Below are 18,833 nucleotides of genomic sequence, written 5' to 3' on the forward strand. Positions count from 1 at the left end.
GGTCAGCGTTCCTCTCGGTTGAAGTCGATGGGGTCGGATTCCCCGGCGGGGTCCGCTATGACGAAGTTGTCGTTCATGACATTCCCGACTGGGATGGTGCGGCGGCCGAAGAACTCGGGAAAGGCGGGTCGGAGCGAGAACGTGACGACCACGCCGAGCAGGAGGGCGCCAACGCCGATCCAGAACACGGTGCCGACCCCGAGGATCGATACGCCGACGTAGTCGGGCTTCGCCATATCGAGCGCGCTCACGACGAAGGCGACGATCATGAATAGCGCCCCGAGCAGGGGCAGGATGCCGGCGACGAGCAACTGGCCGGGGCTGCGACGAAGCTCCGGGGCGAAGTAGACGACGGCGGCGATCGCGGTGACCGCGTAGTACGCGGCGACCATGAGTCCGATCGCGAGGATCGCGAGCCCGATGAAGTCGGCTGAGATGACGGTGAGCAGCACGATTGTCGCGGCGCTGAGGCCCGCCCACCACCAAGTTGCAACGATCGGCGTGCGGCGGGTCGGGTGCACTGTGGTGATCGCGGCCGGCAGCGCACGGTACGTCGCCATGCTGAGCCAGGTCCGCGGGGTGCTCACGGCGACAGTGAACAGCGCGGCGAGCGCCGAGAAACCGATGGCGATGGTGATCACCCGTCCGAAGACCTCGCCAGTGGCTTGCGGCCCCAGCACCGAGAGCACGTCGTCAATCGCCGCATCGGAGGTGATGAGGTCGACTCCGCCGTAGCCGACGGCGGCTACCGATGCGCCGCAGTAGAGCACGAGAAGGATGACGGTGGAGATGACGACGGCGCGACCCGGCGTCTTCGAGCGATCGGTGGTCTCCTCGTTCACGGAGATGAGCGCGTCCCAGCCCCAGTAGATGAACAGGCACAGGATAACGCCGGCGACGAGCCCGGCGGGGTCACCCAGCGCGAATGGGTTGAACCAGTCAAGACTCGGCGATTCGCCGGTGGACGGCGCGGTTCCGGCGGCCATTGCACCGAATGCGCCGATGCAGAAGCCGCCGATTGCAACGATCTGGAGGGCGATGAGCGCATACTGCACCCAGGCGGCGAGCTCGATTCCGCGCACGGCCACGGCCGCGCTCAGCGCGATGAGTCCGACGGCGATCGAGAGGACGGCGACCGGGCTCTCGGTGACGGCCTCGAGCCCGACTGCGGTGAGCAGATAAACCGTCGCGACCTGCGCAAGCGCGGCGGTGGCGATGAAGGTGGCTACCTGGGGCACCCACCCGCCAAAGAACCAACCCGAGACCGGGCCGAGCGCGCGGGAGATCCAGACGAAGACGCCGCCGCAGTCAGGCATGGCACGGTTCAGGTCGCGGAACGCGAACGCCGTGAACAAGATCGGCACGAATCCGAGGATGAACGCTGCCGGGGTGTGCACGCCGACCGCGCCGACCACGTAGCCGAGGGTGACGGCCAAGCTGTAGGCCGGGGCCACGGCGGCGAGCCCGAGGGCGACGATGCGGCCGAGGCCCAAGGCATTCGGGCGCAGCCCTTTGCCGGGGGCGAGCGGGGCGGCGGCCGCGCCCGTGTCGAGCGGGGTGTGGCTCATCGGGTCTCCTTTGACTGGATGATGCGAGGTTATTTGAATTGCATTCAAACAACCCTGATCCGGGATGTCAAGAGTTTTCTGTACGACCTTCAGATATCCCGCTTGGGACGCTCGGATTCACACTCGATTAGGGCAGTATGTAGAGATGCCCCGCCCCAACCGCCGCGCCGAACGCCGTCTCGCGATCCTCGAGGCTGCACGCGACGTCGCCGTGCACGAAGGTGCCGAGGGCACGACGCTCAGAGCCATTGCGACCGCCGCTGGCATGGAGCCCTCTGCTGTGCTCTACTACTTCGACGGCCTGGATGAGCTGATCCGCGAACTGGTGTACGCCGCGAGCGACCGCTTCATCGAGACGATCCACGCGGCGGTGGCTGAGGCCCCCACCCCGGCGGCGCGGCTCGTTGCGGCGATCGAGGCCGGCTCGACCGGTGGTCTGGCGGGCGACGAGTCCCGAATCCTCTACGAGTTCTGGTCGCTCGGCCTGCGCGACCCCTTGCTCAACGACGCCGATCATGCGCTCGACCGGCGCCAGGCCGCGATCTACGGCGAGATCCTCGACGAAGGGGTGGCCGCCGGGGTCTTCCGGCCGCGCCTCGACGTCGAAGGGGTGGCCTGGGCGCTCGTCGCCCTCGAGGATGGCCTCGTCATGGACATCCTCGCCGGCACGAAGACCCGGGAGGACGTTACGGCGTTGATCCGCTCAGTCGCGGAGTCGATGCTCGACGCCAGCCTGTCCTGATGCGCTATGCCGGTCACAACTCAAGCCGAGGATTTTGGCGAGAGTTCAGCCAAGCCGGCATCCTGAGAGTCGCGATCCGCGCCGCTGTCGTCAGCGTGCCGCGCTATGCGAGCGATCAGAACTGTCGCGCCGCACGTCAGGCTGGTGCGATTCGGCCAGCAGCTCGCTGAGGCGGGCCGCGGGAAGAGCGGCACCCCGATCGGCTAGGTAGTCTGCAGCGAAACCGTCCTCGCTGGCAGCGTAGATCACAGTGTAGGCACCGGATGCCGGTTCGAAACTCCACGACTCTGCGAGAGTGCCTGCATCGACGGTGTCGAACCCCAGTGCGTTGACCAGGCGGGAGACGCTGGCTTTCGCTTCGATGTCGTCACCCGCGACGGGCAGCGCGGTGCGTGGTTGGGAATTCGCCAGAAGTGGGATGTGGTGGGCAACGATGTTGTTGAAGGCCTTCACGATGTGAGTGTCGGGAAGGAGTGTCTGTTCATACTCGGCTGTTGTGGCCTGCCGGGTATCCAGCTGCGCGATGCGCGCGTCGCGATAGGGGTAATAGTTGCCCGTGGAGAGAACTGTCCTCCCCGCTAAGACGTCGGAAGGCAGCGTGGCGTATGCGTTCAGGGGGACCGCGAGTACTGTGATGTCGCCGAACACGGCGGCATCTCGCGCCTCAGCGGCCTTGGCGAGCGGCCCGAGCTCCGCCAGGAGGCCCGCGAGTGACTCCGGGCCTCGGGAGTTCGCAATCATGACGGTGTATCCCGCGTTGACTGCGAGGCGGGCCACGGCCGCCCCGATCGCTCCGCTGCCGATGATTCCGATGCGCTTCATGTCTATTTCCTTGCTGTTTGTGGTCAGTCGCGGGTGTCTGGCGCGGAGGTGAAATCTGGATGCTGCAGCACGAGATCCAACAGACCGGGGAAGCGCCGGTCGATTTCCTCGCGACGCAGCCAGTTGCGATGGCGCGTGCCGTCCACCTCCTGGCGGATGAGTCCCGCCTCGCGCAAGAGACGCCAGTGGCGAGTCAATGCGGACTTTGAGACGCCGAAATCCGAACTGCTGCATGAGGAACCCGGGTTCCGTGCGATATTTGCCACGAGGGCCCTCCGCACAGGATCCGTCAGAGCACCCATAACCGAGAACAACTCAATCTCGTCCTCGTTGGGGATGCTCAACGGGTGCGCCAACCTGCTAGCCATCACCGAAACCTCCTCGACGTGCTCTCCGAAAAACTGTATGTACAGATTGGAGCGTACATCACTATGTTCACGATTCCGTGTACAAAGTGCGTACACAGGCTTCGAGGAAGCGCAGTCCTTGCCGACTGCCGCCTGCTGTGCGGCAGCGCCACAGAAATCAGCCGAGCAGACCCGCGCGAATGGCGGCGATCACGCGGCCGAACTCCAAGGACGAACGCGGTGCCGGTGAGGTCGAGCTCAGGAACCAGCTGCGTTGCAGGCTTGAACGGGGGAGACGTTGGCGGCGATGAGCCCCCGAGTGACATCGTCGAGTGCTGCGGCGGCGCCGGCCGGTGCTGCGATGGAATCGCGATCCGGGATGTCAATCTTCCTGGTGGTGACTAAGCTGCGCGAGAAGATCCGGGTTCGGCTCCTCAATGTCAGATGATGTGCGTACCGTGGTGAGCAGAACTCGAACTCGTCGAGATGGTCAGCGACCCCAGGGGGACGACATGCAGGGCGACACACTCCAGCAGCACGCGCGCAACCGCGTCGAGGAGCTCCCGGGCGCAGGCCTTGAGTTCCCCTTCGGGCCAGACTGGGAAGTGTTCAAAGTCCGCGGCAAGGTGTTCATGCTGATGACCCACATCACCGGCGAGCCGATCGTGATCGTCAAGGTGGACCCCGAAGACGGCAAAGCTCTCCGCGAGCAGCACAAGGACATCACACCGGGGTACCACATGAACAAGAAGCACTGGATCTCCTTGAACCCGGGCGGGAAGCTGGAGACGTCCCTCGTCGATGAACTCGTCACAGAGTCCTACCTACTCGTGGTCGAGAATCTGCCCCGCGCGAAGCGGCCGGTCGATCCGGCGGTTTTCGGCAAGCGGAGCCGCCTGTGATGCTGTCAGGAAAGCAGGAGCACGCGCGCGAGATCGCGGGATCGAGAGGGCAATCATGAGTGAGACACCGTCGCTGTTCGAGGTCGACGATGCCGCGCGCCCGCTGGCTGATCGGCTCCGGCCGCGCACCCTGCAGGATGTCGTCGGGCAGGACCACGTTCTCGGGGCGGACTCGCCGATCGGGCGCATGGTCGACGCTCAGAGGCTCGTCTCGATGGTGCTGTGGGGACCGCCCGGGTGCGGGAAAACCACGATTGCCCGGCTCCTCGCCGAGCAGACCGACCTTGCGTTCGAACCGCTCTCCGCCACCTTCTCCGGTGTCGCGGACCTCCGAAAGGTGTTCCAAGCCGCACAGCGACGCAGGGAGGTTGGGCAGGGCACGCTACTCTTCGTCGACGAGATCCACCGCTTCAACCGCGCCCAGCAGGACTCCTTCCTGCCGTACGTCGAGGACGGCACCGTCATCCTCGTCGGTGCAACGACCGAGAACCCCAGCTTCGAACTCAATGGCGCACTGCTGTCCCGCACCCAGGTGTTCGTCCTGAAGCGCCTGGACGACCTCGCGCTGAGCACCCTCATCACCCGCGCCGAAGCGCTCATCGGCCACCCGTTGCCGCTGACCGATGATGCTCGCCAGGCATTGATCGCGATGGCAGACGGTGACGGTCGCTACCTGCTGAACATGATCGAGCAGATCCACGCCCTGCCCGCGCCCGTCGACCCCGCTGCCCTCGCCGCCGCCGTGCAAAAACGGGCACCGTTGTACGACAAGGCGCAGGAAGGCCACTACAACCTCATCTCCGCACTCCACAAGTCGATGCGCGGTTCCGACCCAGACGCAGCCCTGTACTGGCTGGCACGGATGCTCGAGGGCGGTGAAGACCCGCTGTTCATCGCCCGTCGCATCACCCGATTCGCCACCGAAGACATCGGCATGGCCGACCCGAACGCCGTCCAACAAGCCCTCGCCGCATGGGATGTCTACGAGCGCCTCGGATCACCGGAAGGCGAACTGGCGATCGCGCAGGCGGTCATCTACCTTGCGACCGCTCCGAAGTCGATCGGCGTGTACCGCGGCTTCAACAAGGCCCGCGCCGCGGCGAAACGCACCGGGTCTCTGATGCCTCCCACGCACATCCTCAACGCCCCGACCCGGCTGATGAAGAACCTCGGTTACGGCGCCGGCTACCAGTACGATCCGGACACCGAGACCGGGTTCTCTGGCGCGAACTATTTCCCAGACGACATGCCGCGGCAGACCTTCTACGAACCCACCTCTGGCGGATACGAGCGTGCCATCACGGAACGGTTGCGCCACTGGGCACAGCTCCGCGATGGCGATACACCCCTCGAGTCCGACACGGACTGACGGTTCACAATCGCGAGACCGTCTGCTAGCGGAGCGTTCCTGTGGACGCGGCGACATGGGTAACCGCCGCGGTCACCGAGGTCACGCCGTCAGTGAGTTCCACGATCACCCGCGACAACGTCGGATCGTGGAGGGCCGCATCGATGAACGCGGCGACATTGTCACGGCGCACGTCGCCGTACTCGATTGCGACGCCGGCGGTGACGCGGCCGTCGCCGGGTTCGTCACGCAAGCGGCCGGGACGCACGATGAGCCAGTCCAAGCCAGTGTGGCTCAGGTAGACGTCGGCGGATTTCTTCACCCGCATGTAGTGCTCGAATCCCTCACCGAGTCCCGTGCCGCGTTCGGAATCCGGAAACGCCGACACCAGTACGAATCGTGACACTCCGGCCTTCAGCGCGGCGTCGGCGGCCTTTTCCAGCCCCTGCCCGTCGATCAGCGTGGTCTGGTCGTGCCCTGTGCCATGGGCGCCAGCAGAGAACACGACCGCATCGTGCCCGAGCATCTTCTCCGCCAGTTCGTCGACGCTGTCGGCAATAAGGTCGCCGATCACCGGGACTCCGCCGGCCCCGCGGATCGTGTCCGCTTGCGCGGGATTGCGGTGCATGCCGGTGGTGTGGTCGCCACGGCTGGACAGCAGTGTGGAGAGACGTCGCCCGACGCCTCCGGCGGCACCGATCTGGAAGACCTTCATGGTGATGCTCCTTTCATTGTCGGAGGTTTCATTGTCGGAGAGGCGCGTGCTGCCCGTCTCCTCCGACTGGGTCGTGGGCTGAATCAGAGCGTGTAGGCATACTGCTCGATGAATCGAGGGCTGGATCCGAGTTCACGAGCCGCGTCATTCGCCCAGGACGGGTTGCGCAGTAGCGGGCGACCGAGGAAGATCGCGTCTGCCTGACCAGAGGAGATCAGCTTCTCGGCGAGTGCTGGGCTGTCGATGCGGCCGACCGCTGCGACAGGGATGCCGGTCTCCGCTCTCACTGCGGCGGCGTTTCGGGTCTGGTAGTCCCGGTCCAGGGGGATCTGGACGATGTCGATACCTCCGGACGATGCGTCGATGAGGTCGACGCCGCGCTCGACTGCCCAGCGCGCGAGCTGGATCGTTTGATCCAGAGTCCAGGATTCGCGGACGTCGCTGGCGCTCTCGTGGATCCAATCGGTCGTTGAGACTCTGAGGAAGACCGCCTTGGACGACGGCCACACGGCGCGGATGGCGTCAATCACCTCGAGCACGATCCGGGCGCGGTTCTGTAGTGACCCACCGTATTCATCGGCGCGCACATTCGCGACGGGGGACAGGAACGAGTGCAGCAGATAGCCGTGCGCCGCGTGGATCTCAACCACGTCGAACCCGGCGGTGTCCGCACGGCGGGCCGCCGATGCGAATGCTTGTACGATTCCCGCGATGTCTGATCGAGTCAACTCCTGGGGGACAGGAGAGCCAGGGAACGCACGCGGTGACGAAGACACCGGCATCCAGCCGTAGCTGTCCTTCCCGGCTTCATCCACTTCGCCGACAACGGTTCCACTCGACCACGGCCGATCGTTCGACGCTTTCCGGCCCGCGTGCGCGAGTTGCACGGCGGGCACCGCGCCGCCGCTCCGGATTCCTCGGACGACGCGTGCGAAGTGCTCGACCTGGCCCTCGTCCCACAAACCCAAGTCGTACGGCGAGATCCGCCCCTCCGGACTCACCGCAGTCGCTTCGACCATCACGAGTCCGAGGCCACCGTTCGCGCGGGCCGCGTAGTGCGCGTAGTGGAAATCCGTTGGCTTGCCTGCCAGTGCCGGCTGTGGCTCGGCCGTGTAGGTGCACATCGGCGACATCCACATCCGGTTGGGGATCTTCACGCCACGGATCTCGATCGGGTCGAACAGAGTCGTCACAGTCACAAGCTCCACTTCACAGCGATGCTTCCTGACTTTGGTGCTCGGGGAGTACAGCAAACAGCGAATGGATATTCCCCTCAGGGTCCGCGAAGAACGCCGTGAAATGACCCCAGCTCATCTCCGTCGGCGGCGCAATCGGAGTCGCGCCGTGCTCCACGAAGCGTGTGTAGGTCAGTTCGACGTCTGCTGGAGTGGGGCATCGAAAGTTGAGCTCAAACGTCTGGCTTCCTCGCGCTGCTCGAAACGACGCATGGTCGAAAGTGTTCGGCCCCATGAGGTGGCGCCTGAAGATGGCCAAACGGATCCCCTCGCCCTCGAACTCGACGTAGTGTTCTTCACGGACTGCAACCGTCATGCCGATAGCCTGCTCGAAGAACACGGCGAGCCGGTCCACGTCGTCAGCTAAGACGGTAATGCCTTCGAGCGCAACAGGCGACATTGGACCAATGTAGCGCGACGCGCGAGCCGACCAGATGTCGATGGCAGAGCAGCACGGTGCCCGGCCCAGGAGCCGGGCACCGGCGAGGGATCAGAGGTAGAACCCCCCGTAATATGTTCCGACGCTGTCTCGATAGGTGGGGTCGTCGAAGGTGGTGCTCTCGTCCAAATCCGGAGAGTTCTTGATTTGGTCTTTGGTCAGGTCGACGTAGACCTTCTGGTCGGCGTCATCGACGCGTTCCACGACTCCGGCGGGAAGGATCACCTTCCGGCCGAAGATCCACGGGCCGGTGTCGACAACGATATTGCTCTCGCCGACCTGGTCACTGGCCTCGTCGATCTTGCCGATGTCGCCGTCAGTGGCGTGCACGTGGTAGCCGACCAAGCTGGCGGACCCGGGCGTACGTGTGGCGGACTCGCGGTACGACCATGGTTCCCATGCGGTAGTCATCTCTGCTCCTTCGTCGTCATTTACTGAGCTGGTTGTGGCCCGGGCGCTCTGGCGACATCACCCACCGATGTGGACCGGCCGTCATCCGAGCGTCTGAACCGCTGCATCGTCAAGCTTCGCGCGCCCGGGGCACGGCTTCGACCCCTAGCCAAACCTTGCGAACAGGCGTAAAACGGAAAGGTGGTCGGCCGGCGTGGATCGTCGACCGATCGGGCGGAGGCTAGCGATCGGTGAAGCGGTTCCGGTACGAGGTCGGGGTCGTGGAGTATGCGGCGACGAAGTTCTGGCGGAATGTCACCGCGCTGCCGAAGCCACAGGACTCGGCAATTCGCGTGACGCTCCAGCGGGTGGTTTCCAGTAGCTGGCGCGCATCGTCCAGCCTCCGGCCAAGCACCCAGCGGGCCGGGGACAGGCCGGTGACCTCCTTGAACCTGCGGCTGAAGTTCCTCGTGCTCATGGTGGCGTGCGCAGCCATTGCCTCAACCTCGAGGTCTTGGTCCAAATTCGCCAGCGCCCACTGGATTGTCCGCCCCAGCGGCCCGTCCACCTCGGGATCCGGCAGCGGCCTGGCAATGTACTGGGCCTGGTCTCCATCGCGGTGCGGGGCGACGACGATCTGGCGCGCCACCGCCGCCGCTGCCGCCGAGCCGATACGCGTGCGCACGATATGCAGACAAGCATCGAGAGCGGAAGCCGTTCCGGCGGACGTGAGCACATCTCCGTGATCGATATACAGGGCCGAGTCGTCGAAATCCACGGCGTTCGCCAAGGCGGACACGTCCCCGGCGGCCCGCCAGTGCGTCACCGCGGTGCGGCCGTCCAGCACGCCGCTACACGCCACCGCAAATGCGCCCAAGCACAGACCGGCGATGGTGGCTCCCCGTTCGTGGGAACCTCGCACCAGCCGAAGCAAGGCGTCGGAGGGCTCCGGCAGGTGATTCAGCCAGGACGGGAACACCACGAGCTCGGCATCAGCGGCGCCAGCCGGCCCTGCGACGTCACCGATCAGATAGCCCTCGGCGCTGCGCACCGGGAGGCCAGTTTCGGTGAACACCGTCGTCTCCCAGCCCTCGGCCAGACCGAGTCGCCCGACCTCACCGAAGACGAGAAGCGGTACCGCAAGGTGGAACATGGTCATGCCGTCGAAGGCGTGGATGGCGATCTTCAGCTTGGCTCATTTCCATCGAAGATGTGCATATACGCCACTCACTGTAGCCGAGGGCACGGTGGCATCGTGGAATCACCACAAACACCCAAGGAATGGAGCCCCCATGGCTGATCCGCGCCGCGCACTCGTCATCGTCGACGTGCAGAACGAGTACTTTGCCGAAGATGGACCCCTGGCGATCCAATACCCGGAACGCAACGGGTCGTTGAGCAATATCACCCGGGCGATCGACCTGGCCGAGGCACAGGGGATGCCAATTGCCGTCGTGCAACACCAGCACCCGGCCGGCGCGCCGGTGTTTGCCGAGGGCTCCGTGGGATGGGACCTGCACCCGGACGTCTCTTCACGGTGCACGGACTCCTGGAAGCACATCATCAAGAGCTATGCCAGCGTCTTCGCCGGCACCGACTTCGAGTCCTGGCTCCGTGAGAAAGACGTCGACACGATCACCGTGATCGGCTACATGACAAACAACTGCGACCTCGCGACCGCCGCGGCCGCCGAGCCACTGGGTATCACCGTCGAGATTCTCTCCGATGCCAGCGGCGCGATCCACCTGGCGAACGAGATCGGACAGGTGGACGCGCAGCAGCTGCACGAGACCCTGCTCGTGCTGCTGCACTCCAACTTCGCCACCGTCGCCACCACGGCCGACTGGGCACGGGCCGTTGACGCCGGCACCGCGCTTCCCCCGGGCGACCTGGGATTCTCTGCGATCCGAGGACGGGTCGCCTTCGCGCCGACGTTCAGCGGGGCATGATCGCGGTGATCTGACCGCGGATGCTCTCGATGATCTCTTCAGTGCTTGCGAGTCTGGCCGCACCGCCGGCCATGCTCAGGAACATGATCGACGAGACGACCTGGGCAAGAGTGACGGCGCGGGCGTCGTCGATGGCTTCGTCGCGCCCGAGAATGGCGGCGACGGCTTGCTCTGTCTCAGTGACGATGCGGAGCGCTTCAGCGTGATGCGGCTCACTGGCGTCCCCGAAAACCATCTCGCGCAGGTAGGTGCGCCCGTTGTCGACCTGCACGCGGTTGCATTCCACGATTGGCCTGACGATTGCAAGCACGGCGTCGAGAGTGCCGGGCGTCTTCTCCGCGGCGGCCCGGCCGGTGGCCAGCGCTGAGGCATAGTGGGTGTTCTGAACGAGCAGTAGCAGCTCGCCCTTGGTTTTGGCATAGAGGAAGAGTGTGCCGGCGCCGATGTCGGCCTTGTCGGCGATCTGCTGAGTCGTGACCTCATCGACGCCCTGCGTGGCGAACAGTTCGCTGGCGGCTGCTGTGATGCGTTCGAGCTTGTCCTGCTTGTTCCGCTCGCGTCGACCGAGCGGCTGGGGAGCGAGTGTCATGGGAATGCCTCCAGCAAAAAACTCAGACCACACCCGGCCATGGGTAGAGGTCACTGTCGTGCGGGCTCGAATGTGCTTGGGCTCATTCTCGCATGGTGATAGTCAGGGGGAGAGGAACCTCGCGGCAACGGGTGCGAACGTCTCGTGGAACTGGAAGATCCCGCCGTGGCCGGAGTCCGGATAGATGATCAGCTCGCTGCCCGGGATGCGTCGGTGCAGCTCCTCGGAGAGAATTGAGGGGACCATGCGGTCGTTGTCTCCATTGGCGATGAGTGTCGGCTGGGTGATGACCGACAGATCCGACGGCGTGCCGCGGCCGAAGCGTTGGATGGCTTTCAGCTGCGCCCGGAACGCCGTCGTGGTGATCGACTTGTCGCGGTCGATGCTGCGTTCCTTGAGCCGCTCGATGAACGCCCGAGCTGCCGCTTTGCCCGTTGCGTTGCGATTGAAGAAGAGGAACTCCTTCGGGTCCGATCCGGTGAGAGCGGCGCGCAGAATGTCGTAGTAGGTGGTGCCGACCACCTTGTCCATGTCGCGCCCTCCGCGCGGCCCGGTTCCGGTCAGGACCAGCTTGCGAACCAGCTCTGGGTGTGCGGCGACGAGGTCCTGCGCGATCATGCCGCCCATGGAGAAGGAGAAGATGTCGACCAGGTCGAACCCGAGGGAGGTGATGAAGGCGTATGCCTGCTCTGCGGCCTGTTCGAGCGTACCGGGGAACGTACCACTCGAGGCGCCGACGCCGGGCTGGTCGAAGGTGATCACGTGACGGTGTGCCGCGATCGGGTCGATGACGCGTGGATCCCAGTTGTCCAGAGTGGCCGCCAGATGAACGAAGAAGACCACGGGGATCCCGCCCCTCGGGCCGAGCTCTCTGTAAGCGTAGGTGGTGTCGCCGACGGTGACCGTTGTGGTGGGCGCCTTCGCGTATGAGGTGATGACGGGCTCGGCGGGGCTCATGATGGGTCTCCTTGTGTGGTGATGACGACTTTGCCGCGGATGCCGCCCCCGGCCAGCGATGCCAACGCCTGAGGCGTTTCATCGAAGGGGAACGTCTTCCCGACGATGGGGCGGAGCGCGCCGTCAGTGACGAGCTGTGTGATCTGGCGAAGTTGATCGCCGCTGGCGTGCATGAGCAGGAACTCGTATCGGACGCCGAGCTTCGTGGCCAGCGTGCGGATTTTGCGGCTCAGGCCGATGATCGCCAGCCGCAGGATCGGATTCAGGCCAGCCGCCCTGGCGAAGGCGGGGTCCGGTGGCCCGGAGATGCCGATCGCCTTCCCACCGGGCCGCAGGACACGGAGGGACTTCTCGAGGTTCTCGCCGCCGAGGCTGTCAAGCACGAGGTCATAGCCGGAGAGCTCTGTCTCGAACTCCTGCGTGCGGTAGTCGATCACGACATCGGCACCCAGCTCACGAACGAAATCGGCGTTGGCCGCGCTGGCGGTGGTGGCGACGTGGGCGCCCAGGTGCTTGGCGAGCTGGATCGCGATTGATCCGACCCCACCGGCGCCGGCATGGATGAGAACCTTCTGTCCGGCTTGAACGTTGCCGCGTTCGACGAGCGCCTGCCATGACGTCAACGCGACGAGGGGGAGGGACGCGGCCTCAACGGCGGTGAGTGAGGAGGGCTGGATGGCGAGATCGGATTCGTCGACCGCGATCCGCTCGGCGAGCGTGCCGATGCGTCCGTCGCGGACGCGCCCGTAGACCTCGTCGCCCGGCGCGAACGCCGTCACTTTCGACCCGATCCGGATCACGGTGCCGGCAACGTCGTGGCCGAGGCTCAGGGGGAACGAGTAGGGGAGGATCTGCTTGAATTCCCCGGCGCGGATCTTCTCATCCAGTTGATTCACGCCCACGGCCACCACCCGAACGAGAACGTCCCTGTCCCCAATGGTGGGCTCGGGGACATTCGTCTCGTGAAGCGGACCCGTGTACCGGTCGACGACGAATGCTCGCATGACGTTGTTCTCCTTCAATGCTGTGATCTGGATTGGCGCGCGAATGCCAGCTGCGCAGAATCGGATTAACCGAGTCACCTCAATTATGAGCAGCCTCAGAATAATTGTCAAGAAGGATCGACATGAAGCCGCGCCTGCTTCATGGGTCTCGTGAGCGGGCCGGGGGACAGCCGCAGAAGGAAGTGCAGATGAGAGCGGATGCCGGCTGCTCCGCGTGGGCCAATCCGACTATCCTGCATACATGAGCAATCCTGGGGGCCCGCAGCGGCGGGTGACGATTGCGGACATCGCCGAGCGGGCAGGGGTCTCAATCGGTGCGGTCTCCTTCGCATTGAATGGTCGCCCGGGAGTCTCTGAGGCGACGCGAGATCGGGTACTCGGGATCGCGGAGGAACTGGGGTGGGCGCCCGCAAGCGCAGCCCGCTCCCTGGCCGGGGCAACGACGGAGACCGTCGGTCTCGTTCTTGCCAGGGACCCACGAAACCTCGGTGTCGAGTCGTTCTACATGCGGTTCATTGCCGGATTGGAAGCCGAGCTCGTGAAGCGGTCATTCGGCCTGCTGCTGCAAGTCGTACCGGATGCGGCCGCCGAGCTCAGGACCTTGAAGAAGTGGCGGGCCTCCCGGGCCGTCGACGGAATTCTGTTGGTTGACCTGACTGTTGGCGACCCCCGAGTTGCTGTCTCCCGCGAGCCGGGCGCGCTGCCAACCGTGGTCGTGGGTGACCATCGTGTCGCCAACGGACTGACGAGCGTATCAACGGATGACGGCACCGCAATGAGACAAGCGGTGAGGCGCCTGGCGGAGCTCGGGCACCACCGCATCACCCGCGTGGCCGGGCTTGAGACGCTCGCTCACACGCAGGATCGCGATGCGGCATTCATCGCGGAGTGCGTCACTCTCGGACGTGAACCGACGGTGGTTCGAACCGATTACACCCTGGAATCCGGCGCGCGAGTGACGCGCCAGGCGCTGCGAAGCACGCGCCCACCGACCGCGCTGCTGTACGACAACGATGTGATGGCGGTCGCGGGGCTGTCTGTTGCATTGGAGTTGGGGATCAGGGTTCCCGAGCAGCTGTCGATCATCGCCTGGGACGATTCTGTGCTCTGCGAGCACACCTTCCCCAAGCTCAGCTCACTGAGCAGGGACGTCGTTGGCCTCGGCTCTCACGTGGCGCGTCGCCTGTTCGAGCTCATCGATGGAGCGGCGCCCGCAGCCTATTTCGATGCCACACCGACCCTGATCGAGCGAGGATCGACCGCTGTGGCCGCTGAATCACTGCCAGTCTGAAGCGGCCGCGATTCAGGGTGTCCAGCAGTCAGAGAGGTGGGCGCTCCCCGCTTCCGCGTGGGACCAGGCGCGTGGGGAGTTCGACCTGAGTCGTGAAGCCAGTTGGGTCGCCCATGCGCTCAAGCGTGAGCCGTGCCGCGCGGCGACCCATCTCAAGTGGGTCGTGGCTGATGACGCTCACTCCGAGGATGTCGGCCGTGTCAAAATCGTCGAACCCGATGAGTGCAGGTGGGGTATCCATCTCCCGGATGGCGCGGAGCGCACCGATGCAACAGCGATTGTTGCCGGCCACGATCGCTGTCGGGGCGTCTGGTCGGCTCACGAGTTCACGGATCACCTCCTCCGGCGCGACGCTGGGGTCATCGAGTAGCCGCTCCCATCGTTGCGAGTCCGAAACCCCCGCGACGGCGAGCGCCTCCCGGTAGCCTCTGACGCGCTCGGCCTGCGTGTAGGTCGATGCCGGATTGCACACATACGCGATTCGACGGTGTCCGTACGAGATCAGTGATGCGGTCGCTTCGAAAGCGCCATGCCGGTTCTCCAGCACCACGGAATCGGCGACGAGATTGCGCGCCGGCCGGTCGATCGCGATCACGGGGGTGCCCAGCTGACGTTCGCCTTCGAGATAGGACTGATCTTCGCCAACCGGGATGAGCATGAGGGCGCTCACGCGCTGCGCGAGAAGGGTGTCTGCGACACGCTCCTCGCCCTCAGCCGAGTCGTCCGTCGTTGCAACGATCAGGGTGAAGCCGCTGGCGGAGAGCTCGCTCTCGATGCCCGCCGCGACCGTGTAGTAGAACGGGTTGAGAAGTTCACCCATGATGAATCCGACAGTCGTCGAGCCGCCTCCCCGGAGATTCCGCGCGATGCTATTGGGCCGAAATCGCAACCGCTTTGCGGCCGAAAGCACGCGCTCGACCGTCGGAAGAGCAACCTTGTCCCGATGCGAATAGACCCGGGAAACGGTCTTTGGGCTCACACCGGCGAGTCGTGCAACGTCGTCGAGGGTGGCCCTCTGTTGAACGGTCACGGTGTCTCCAAGCTGAAATACGGACGGAAAAGCGACGTGGCGTACCCGTGACTCACGTAGGACATTTTGTGGACATTCTCTTCTCAATCGTTGTCTATCGGCGCACATAAGTCCAGATCAACGACAGTTATATGTACCCGCGCCCACAAGTGACACGGCTGGTCAGCGTTGCCATCAGTGTATTGCTAAAGCGCTTCAGTTTGTCGTACGCTATCCACGCATCCCCGACGGTGAGGGCAACTCCGCCGAATACCGCGGGGCACCCACATCCAAGGAGAGTTCACATGGCATCATGCAAGGCAATCGCCAGCCTTGCCGCTCTCGCCGCCGCAACGTTGCTGCTGACGTCGTGCGCCGCGAGCGGATCTGGCGACACCGGAGATTCAGGCGAGGTCGAGGGCGACATCACCTTCCTCACCAACCGCACGGACCTTGAGCAAGACGGAACCTGGGACAAGTACACCGCCGCATTCCAGGAGGAGTACCCCGAGGTGACGGTCAAGATCGAGGCCATCACAAACTACGAAGATGACGTCAAGACCCGCATGAGCACCCCGAACGGTTACGGCGATGTGCTGTTGGTGCCGAATGGAGTCGCTCCCGCGCAGTATGTCGATTTCTTCGAACCGCTCGGTCAGTCGGCTGACCTCGCGGCGACGTATCGCTTCCTTGCGCCGAAGACGGTTGACGGCGTGCAGTACGGCCTCGCGCTCGGCGGGAACGCCAACGGCATGTTGTACAACACCGAGGTCTTCGCCGACGCAGGCATCACGGAGCTTCCCACCTCGGAAGAAGACTTCCTCGCGGCACTCGAGACGGTGAAAGAGAAGACCGGTGCAACCGGTCTCTACACAAACTACAAAGACGGGTGGCCTCTCGGCGGCCAGTGGACGAATATCATCGGCGGGGTCAGCGGTGACCCCGCAGCTCAGACCGTCATGGCGCACGATGAGGCACCGTGGGTCGAGGGTACCGACATCCACGCACTCGACTCGCTCCTGTTCGCTGCCGTGCACGACGGGCTCACCGAAGCTGATCCGCTGACGACCAACTGGGAACAGTCCAAGGGCGATTTCGCCACCGGCAAGATCGCGACCATGGTGCTCGGCTCATGGGCCATCTCGCAGTTCCAGACCGCGGCCGAGGATGCCGGCGAATCGAAGGAGGCCGTTGGCTTCATGCCGTTCCCGACCAACATCGACGGCAAGCAGTACGCCACAATCGCCGGCGACTACTTCCTTGGCATCAACAAGAACTCCTCGAACACGGCCGCGGCAGAGGCATGGCTCGACTGGCTCATCGAGGAGTCGGGTTTCACCGAGACTCAGGGCATGATCTCCGCGGTCAAGGCTGCCGAGCTGCCTGCGAACCTGTCGGGTCTGGAGAGCAGCGGGGTCGAGCTCGTCGAGCTGCAGGCTGCACCAGCCGGTGAGGAATCGCTCTTCAGCGACACGGCCGATACGTCACAGGTCGATGTCTGGGGCAACATCTACCGCCAGAAGTTGATCGACATCGCCCGCGGCCAGGCCGACGGTGACAAGGACAGCTACTTTGCCGAGCTCAACGACCGTTGGGGTGCAGCGGTCGTCGACCTGAGCGAGTAGCGCCCCCAACACCACCGATCTACACCGCAACGAATCTGTCCCGGTACGGGGCCGGAGCTTTCACGAAGGAGTCATCAACATGTCCGTCTCAACGACAGGACCCGATCCGGTTGGAATCTCTGGCCCCCTACACGGGGTTGCCGCTGCGGATCCGGCGTCGCGCCCGCGCACGGGCAACAGCATGCGCAGGCGGCCCAGAACGCTGAGCGGCAGGCTCACGCCGTACCTCTTCGTCGGCCTCGCGGTCGCGCTGCTCCTGCTGCTGACCTATCTGCCCGCGGCCAACATGCTCTGGTACAGCATGACCGACTGGAACGGCCTTGGGCCGATCAAGAACGTGGTCGGGCTCGACAACTACGTCGAAGTCTTCACGAATCCCCGGATCTTCTCCGTCTTCGGCGTGAGCCTCTACTACTTCGTCGGCGCGTTCATCCAAATGGCTCTGGCCCTCTACTTCGCAACGCTGCTGAGTTTCAAGACACGATTCTCCGGCTTCTTCCGTGGGGTGATCTTCTTCCCCTACCTGATCAACGGCGTTGCGATCGGATTCGTCTTCCTCTATCTCTTCCAGCCAGGGGGGACACTGGACACCGTGCTCGGCTGGTTCGGCATGAGCGAACCGCCGCAGTGGCTCGGCGACGCGTCGATTGCGAACTATTCACTCGCCGGCACCTCGATCTGGCGGTACACCGGCCTCAACTTCATCCTGTTCCTCGGCGCGATCCAGTCGATTCCGGGTGACCTCTATGAAGCAGCGGAGCTCGACGGTGCGACGCGCTGGCAGCAGTTCAAGCACATCATCTTTCCCGGCATCCGACGCATCATCGGCCTCTCGTTCATTCTGGCGGTGGCCGGCAGCCTGTCGGTGTTCGAAATTCCGTTCATCATGACGGGCGGCGCCAACGGAACCGCAACGTTCGTGATTCAAACCCTGCAGACGGCGTTCACCTATCGCAGCGTCGGGCTCGCCTCGGCGATGGCGGTGATTCTTCTGGTCATCGTGCTGGTTGTCACCGGCATTCAGCGCAAGATTTTCCCCGACGAGAAGGTAGACCTCACGTGACCCGCGCAATTCCCGGAGTACTGAAGTACGGCTCCCTCATTCTGGCGGTCGTCTTCGTGGCGCTGCCGCTCTCGGTGATGGTCTTCGCCAGCCTCAAGACGAAGGGCGAGTACAGCACCACCGGCCCGCTCGACCTGCCGCAGAATTGGCTGAACTTCGACAACTTCGCCACGGCGTTCACCCAAGGCGGGATGGTCGAGGGCTTCATCAATACGACCATCGTCCTGCTCGTCTCGCTCGCCGGAACGATCCTCATCGGCACCATGGCCGCCTACGCGATCGACCGCTTCGCGTTCCGCGGCAGAAGGCTCGTCATGGGCCTGTTCCTGGTGGCGACCCTCATTCCCAGCGTGACCAGCCAGGTCGCAACCTTCCAGATCATCGCCGGCCTGGGGCTCTTCAACACCAAGGCCGCGCTGGTCCTGTTGTTTCTCGGCACCGACATCATCGCGATCTACATCTTCCTGCAGTTCATGGCGAGCATCCCCATCTCACTCGATGAGGCCGCGATGCTCGACGGCGCCAACCGCTGGACGATCTATTGGCGGGTGATTCTGCCGCTGCTGAGGCCCGCGATCGCGACGGTGGTCATCATCAAGGGCATCGCGATCTACAACGAGTTCTATCTTCCATTTCTCTATCTGCCGTCAGAGGGCATGATCTCGACATCGCTCTTCGACTTCAAGGGGCCGTTCGGTGCCCAGTGGGAGGTGATCGCTGCGGGCACGATTCTCGTGATCGCACCGACGCTCGTCGCATTCTTGTTCCTGCAGCGATGGATCTATAAGGGCCTTGTGGCCGGGGCAGTGAAGTAATGCATTCAACACACGTGAGAGAG

At 64.3% G+C, this 18,833-nt stretch carries 20 protein-coding genes; 8 read left to right on the forward strand and 12 right to left on the reverse strand.

The features are described 5' to 3' along the window. Positions 1 to 2 precede the first annotated feature (2 nt). The gene (locus ASC66_RS11620) at positions 3 to 1,568 is read right to left on the reverse strand and encodes an APC family permease (RefSeq protein WP_082492278.1); all 1,566 of its coding nucleotides are present in this window, start codon (positions 1,566 to 1,568) and stop codon (positions 3 to 5) included. 145 nt (positions 1,569 to 1,713) lie between these two features. Between ASC66_RS11620 and ASC66_RS11625 the strand changes: the two genes are divergently transcribed. Next, complete coding sequence (locus tag ASC66_RS11625) at positions 1,714 to 2,310, forward strand: TetR/AcrR family transcriptional regulator (protein WP_055839479.1); 597 nt, start codon at positions 1,714 to 1,716, stop codon at positions 2,308 to 2,310. 90 nt (positions 2,311 to 2,400) lie between these two features. Here ASC66_RS11625 and ASC66_RS11630 read toward each other — a convergent pair whose 3' ends face one another. Together ASC66_RS11630 and ASC66_RS18450 are read right to left on the reverse strand one after the other, a co-directional pair. Beyond that, entirely contained in the window at positions 2,401 to 3,132 is a 732-nt protein-coding gene (locus tag ASC66_RS11630) for an NADPH-dependent F420 reductase (RefSeq protein WP_055839482.1), read from the reverse strand. A 23-nt stretch (positions 3,133 to 3,155) separates the two neighbouring features. Then, complete coding sequence (locus tag ASC66_RS18450; RefSeq protein WP_235496872.1) at positions 3,156 to 3,476, reverse strand: ArsR/SmtB family transcription factor; 321 nt, start codon at positions 3,474 to 3,476, stop codon at positions 3,156 to 3,158. Between the two features lie 440 nt (positions 3,477 to 3,916). On the opposite strand from ASC66_RS18450, the gene ASC66_RS11640 reads away from it, so the two are divergent. Both ASC66_RS11640 and ASC66_RS11645 read left to right on the forward strand, forming a co-directional pair. Then, positions 3,917 to 4,381: an MmcQ/YjbR family DNA-binding protein gene (locus ASC66_RS11640; RefSeq protein ID WP_502691611.1), complete on the forward strand. Its 465-nt coding sequence runs from the start codon at positions 3,917 to 3,919 to the stop codon at positions 4,379 to 4,381. 55 nt (positions 4,382 to 4,436) lie between these two features. Beyond that, positions 4,437 to 5,750, forward strand: coding sequence for a replication-associated recombination protein A (locus ASC66_RS11645; protein WP_055839497.1), 1,314 nt, complete (start codon positions 4,437 to 4,439; stop codon positions 5,748 to 5,750). 25 nt (positions 5,751 to 5,775) lie between these two features. On the opposite strand, the gene ASC66_RS11650 is transcribed toward ASC66_RS11645, so the two are convergent. From ASC66_RS11650 to ASC66_RS11670, 5 genes are all read right to left on the reverse strand, one after another. After that, positions 5,776 to 6,444 (reverse strand): SDR family oxidoreductase, encoded by a 669-nt coding sequence (locus ASC66_RS11650; protein WP_055839500.1) that lies wholly within the window; start codon positions 6,442 to 6,444, stop codon positions 5,776 to 5,778. Between the two features lie 83 nt (positions 6,445 to 6,527). Then, on the reverse strand, positions 6,528 to 7,637 hold the full coding sequence (locus ASC66_RS11655; protein WP_055840375.1) for an NADH:flavin oxidoreductase/NADH oxidase: 1,110 nt from the start codon (positions 7,635 to 7,637) through the stop codon (positions 6,528 to 6,530). A gap of 16 nt (positions 7,638 to 7,653) precedes the next feature. Next, positions 7,654 to 8,079, reverse strand: a complete 426-nt coding sequence (locus ASC66_RS11660; protein WP_055839503.1) for a VOC family protein — start codon at positions 8,077 to 8,079, stop codon at positions 7,654 to 7,656. Between the two features lie 90 nt (positions 8,080 to 8,169). Continuing rightward, a complete protein-coding gene (locus ASC66_RS11665) occupies positions 8,170 to 8,529 on the reverse strand; it encodes a hypothetical protein (RefSeq protein ID WP_055839506.1) in 360 nt (119 codons plus the stop codon). Between the two features lie 220 nt (positions 8,530 to 8,749). Further along, on the reverse strand, positions 8,750 to 9,697 hold the full coding sequence (locus tag ASC66_RS11670) for a GlxA family transcriptional regulator (RefSeq protein WP_055839509.1): 948 nt from the start codon (positions 9,695 to 9,697) through the stop codon (positions 8,750 to 8,752). 103 nt (positions 9,698 to 9,800) lie between these two features. On the opposite strand from ASC66_RS11670, the gene ASC66_RS11675 reads away from it, so the two are divergent. Next, complete coding sequence (locus ASC66_RS11675) at positions 9,801 to 10,457, forward strand: isochorismatase family protein (protein ID WP_055839512.1); 657 nt, start codon at positions 9,801 to 9,803, stop codon at positions 10,455 to 10,457. Here the strand turns inward: ASC66_RS11675 and ASC66_RS11680 are convergent. The 3 genes from ASC66_RS11680 to ASC66_RS11690 all read right to left on the reverse strand — a co-directional run bounded on the left by ASC66_RS11680 (position 10,444) and on the right by ASC66_RS11690 (position 13,007). Beyond that, positions 10,444 to 11,046, reverse strand: coding sequence for a TetR/AcrR family transcriptional regulator (locus tag ASC66_RS11680; protein WP_055839515.1), 603 nt, complete (start codon positions 11,044 to 11,046; stop codon positions 10,444 to 10,446). The genes ASC66_RS11675 and ASC66_RS11680 overlap by 14 nt on opposite strands. 102 nt (positions 11,047 to 11,148) lie before the next feature. Further along, positions 11,149 to 12,003, reverse strand: coding sequence for an alpha/beta fold hydrolase (locus ASC66_RS11685; protein WP_055839519.1), 855 nt, complete (start codon positions 12,001 to 12,003; stop codon positions 11,149 to 11,151). Next, a complete protein-coding gene (locus ASC66_RS11690; RefSeq protein WP_055839522.1) occupies positions 12,000 to 13,007 on the reverse strand; it encodes an NADP-dependent oxidoreductase in 1,008 nt (335 codons plus the stop codon). Before ASC66_RS11690 ends, ASC66_RS11685 begins: the two co-directional genes overlap by 4 nt. A 241-nt stretch (positions 13,008 to 13,248) precedes the next feature. On the opposite strand from ASC66_RS11690, the gene ASC66_RS11695 reads away from it, so the two are divergent. Next, complete coding sequence (locus ASC66_RS11695) at positions 13,249 to 14,298, forward strand: LacI family DNA-binding transcriptional regulator (protein ID WP_055840377.1); 1,050 nt, start codon at positions 13,249 to 13,251, stop codon at positions 14,296 to 14,298. 28 nt (positions 14,299 to 14,326) lie between these two features. On the opposite strand, the gene ASC66_RS11700 is transcribed toward ASC66_RS11695, so the two are convergent. Further along, the gene (locus ASC66_RS11700; RefSeq protein WP_286145595.1) at positions 14,327 to 15,436 is read right to left on the reverse strand and encodes a LacI family DNA-binding transcriptional regulator; all 1,110 of its coding nucleotides are present in this window, start codon (positions 15,434 to 15,436) and stop codon (positions 14,327 to 14,329) included. Between the two features lie 176 nt (positions 15,437 to 15,612). Here ASC66_RS11700 and ASC66_RS11705 point away from each other — a divergent pair, with 176 nt between their 5' ends. The 3 genes from ASC66_RS11705 to ASC66_RS11715 all read left to right on the forward strand — a co-directional run bounded on the left by ASC66_RS11705 (position 15,613) and on the right by ASC66_RS11715 (position 18,810). Next, on the forward strand, positions 15,613 to 16,932 hold the full coding sequence (locus ASC66_RS11705) for an ABC transporter substrate-binding protein (protein WP_055839529.1): 1,320 nt from the start codon (positions 15,613 to 15,615) through the stop codon (positions 16,930 to 16,932). 79 nt (positions 16,933 to 17,011) lie between these two features. Further along, entirely contained in the window at positions 17,012 to 17,995 is a 984-nt protein-coding gene (locus ASC66_RS11710; protein WP_082492280.1) for a carbohydrate ABC transporter permease, read from the forward strand. After that, a complete protein-coding gene (locus tag ASC66_RS11715; protein WP_055839534.1) occupies positions 17,992 to 18,810 on the forward strand; it encodes a carbohydrate ABC transporter permease in 819 nt (272 codons plus the stop codon). The genes ASC66_RS11710 and ASC66_RS11715 overlap by 4 nt, the downstream gene beginning before the upstream one ends. The last annotated feature ends 23 nt before the right edge of the window (positions 18,811 to 18,833 follow it).

Source organism: Leifsonia sp. Root4 (genome assembly GCF_001425085.1).
Lineage (GTDB): Bacteria > Actinomycetota > Actinomycetes > Actinomycetales > Microbacteriaceae > Microterricola.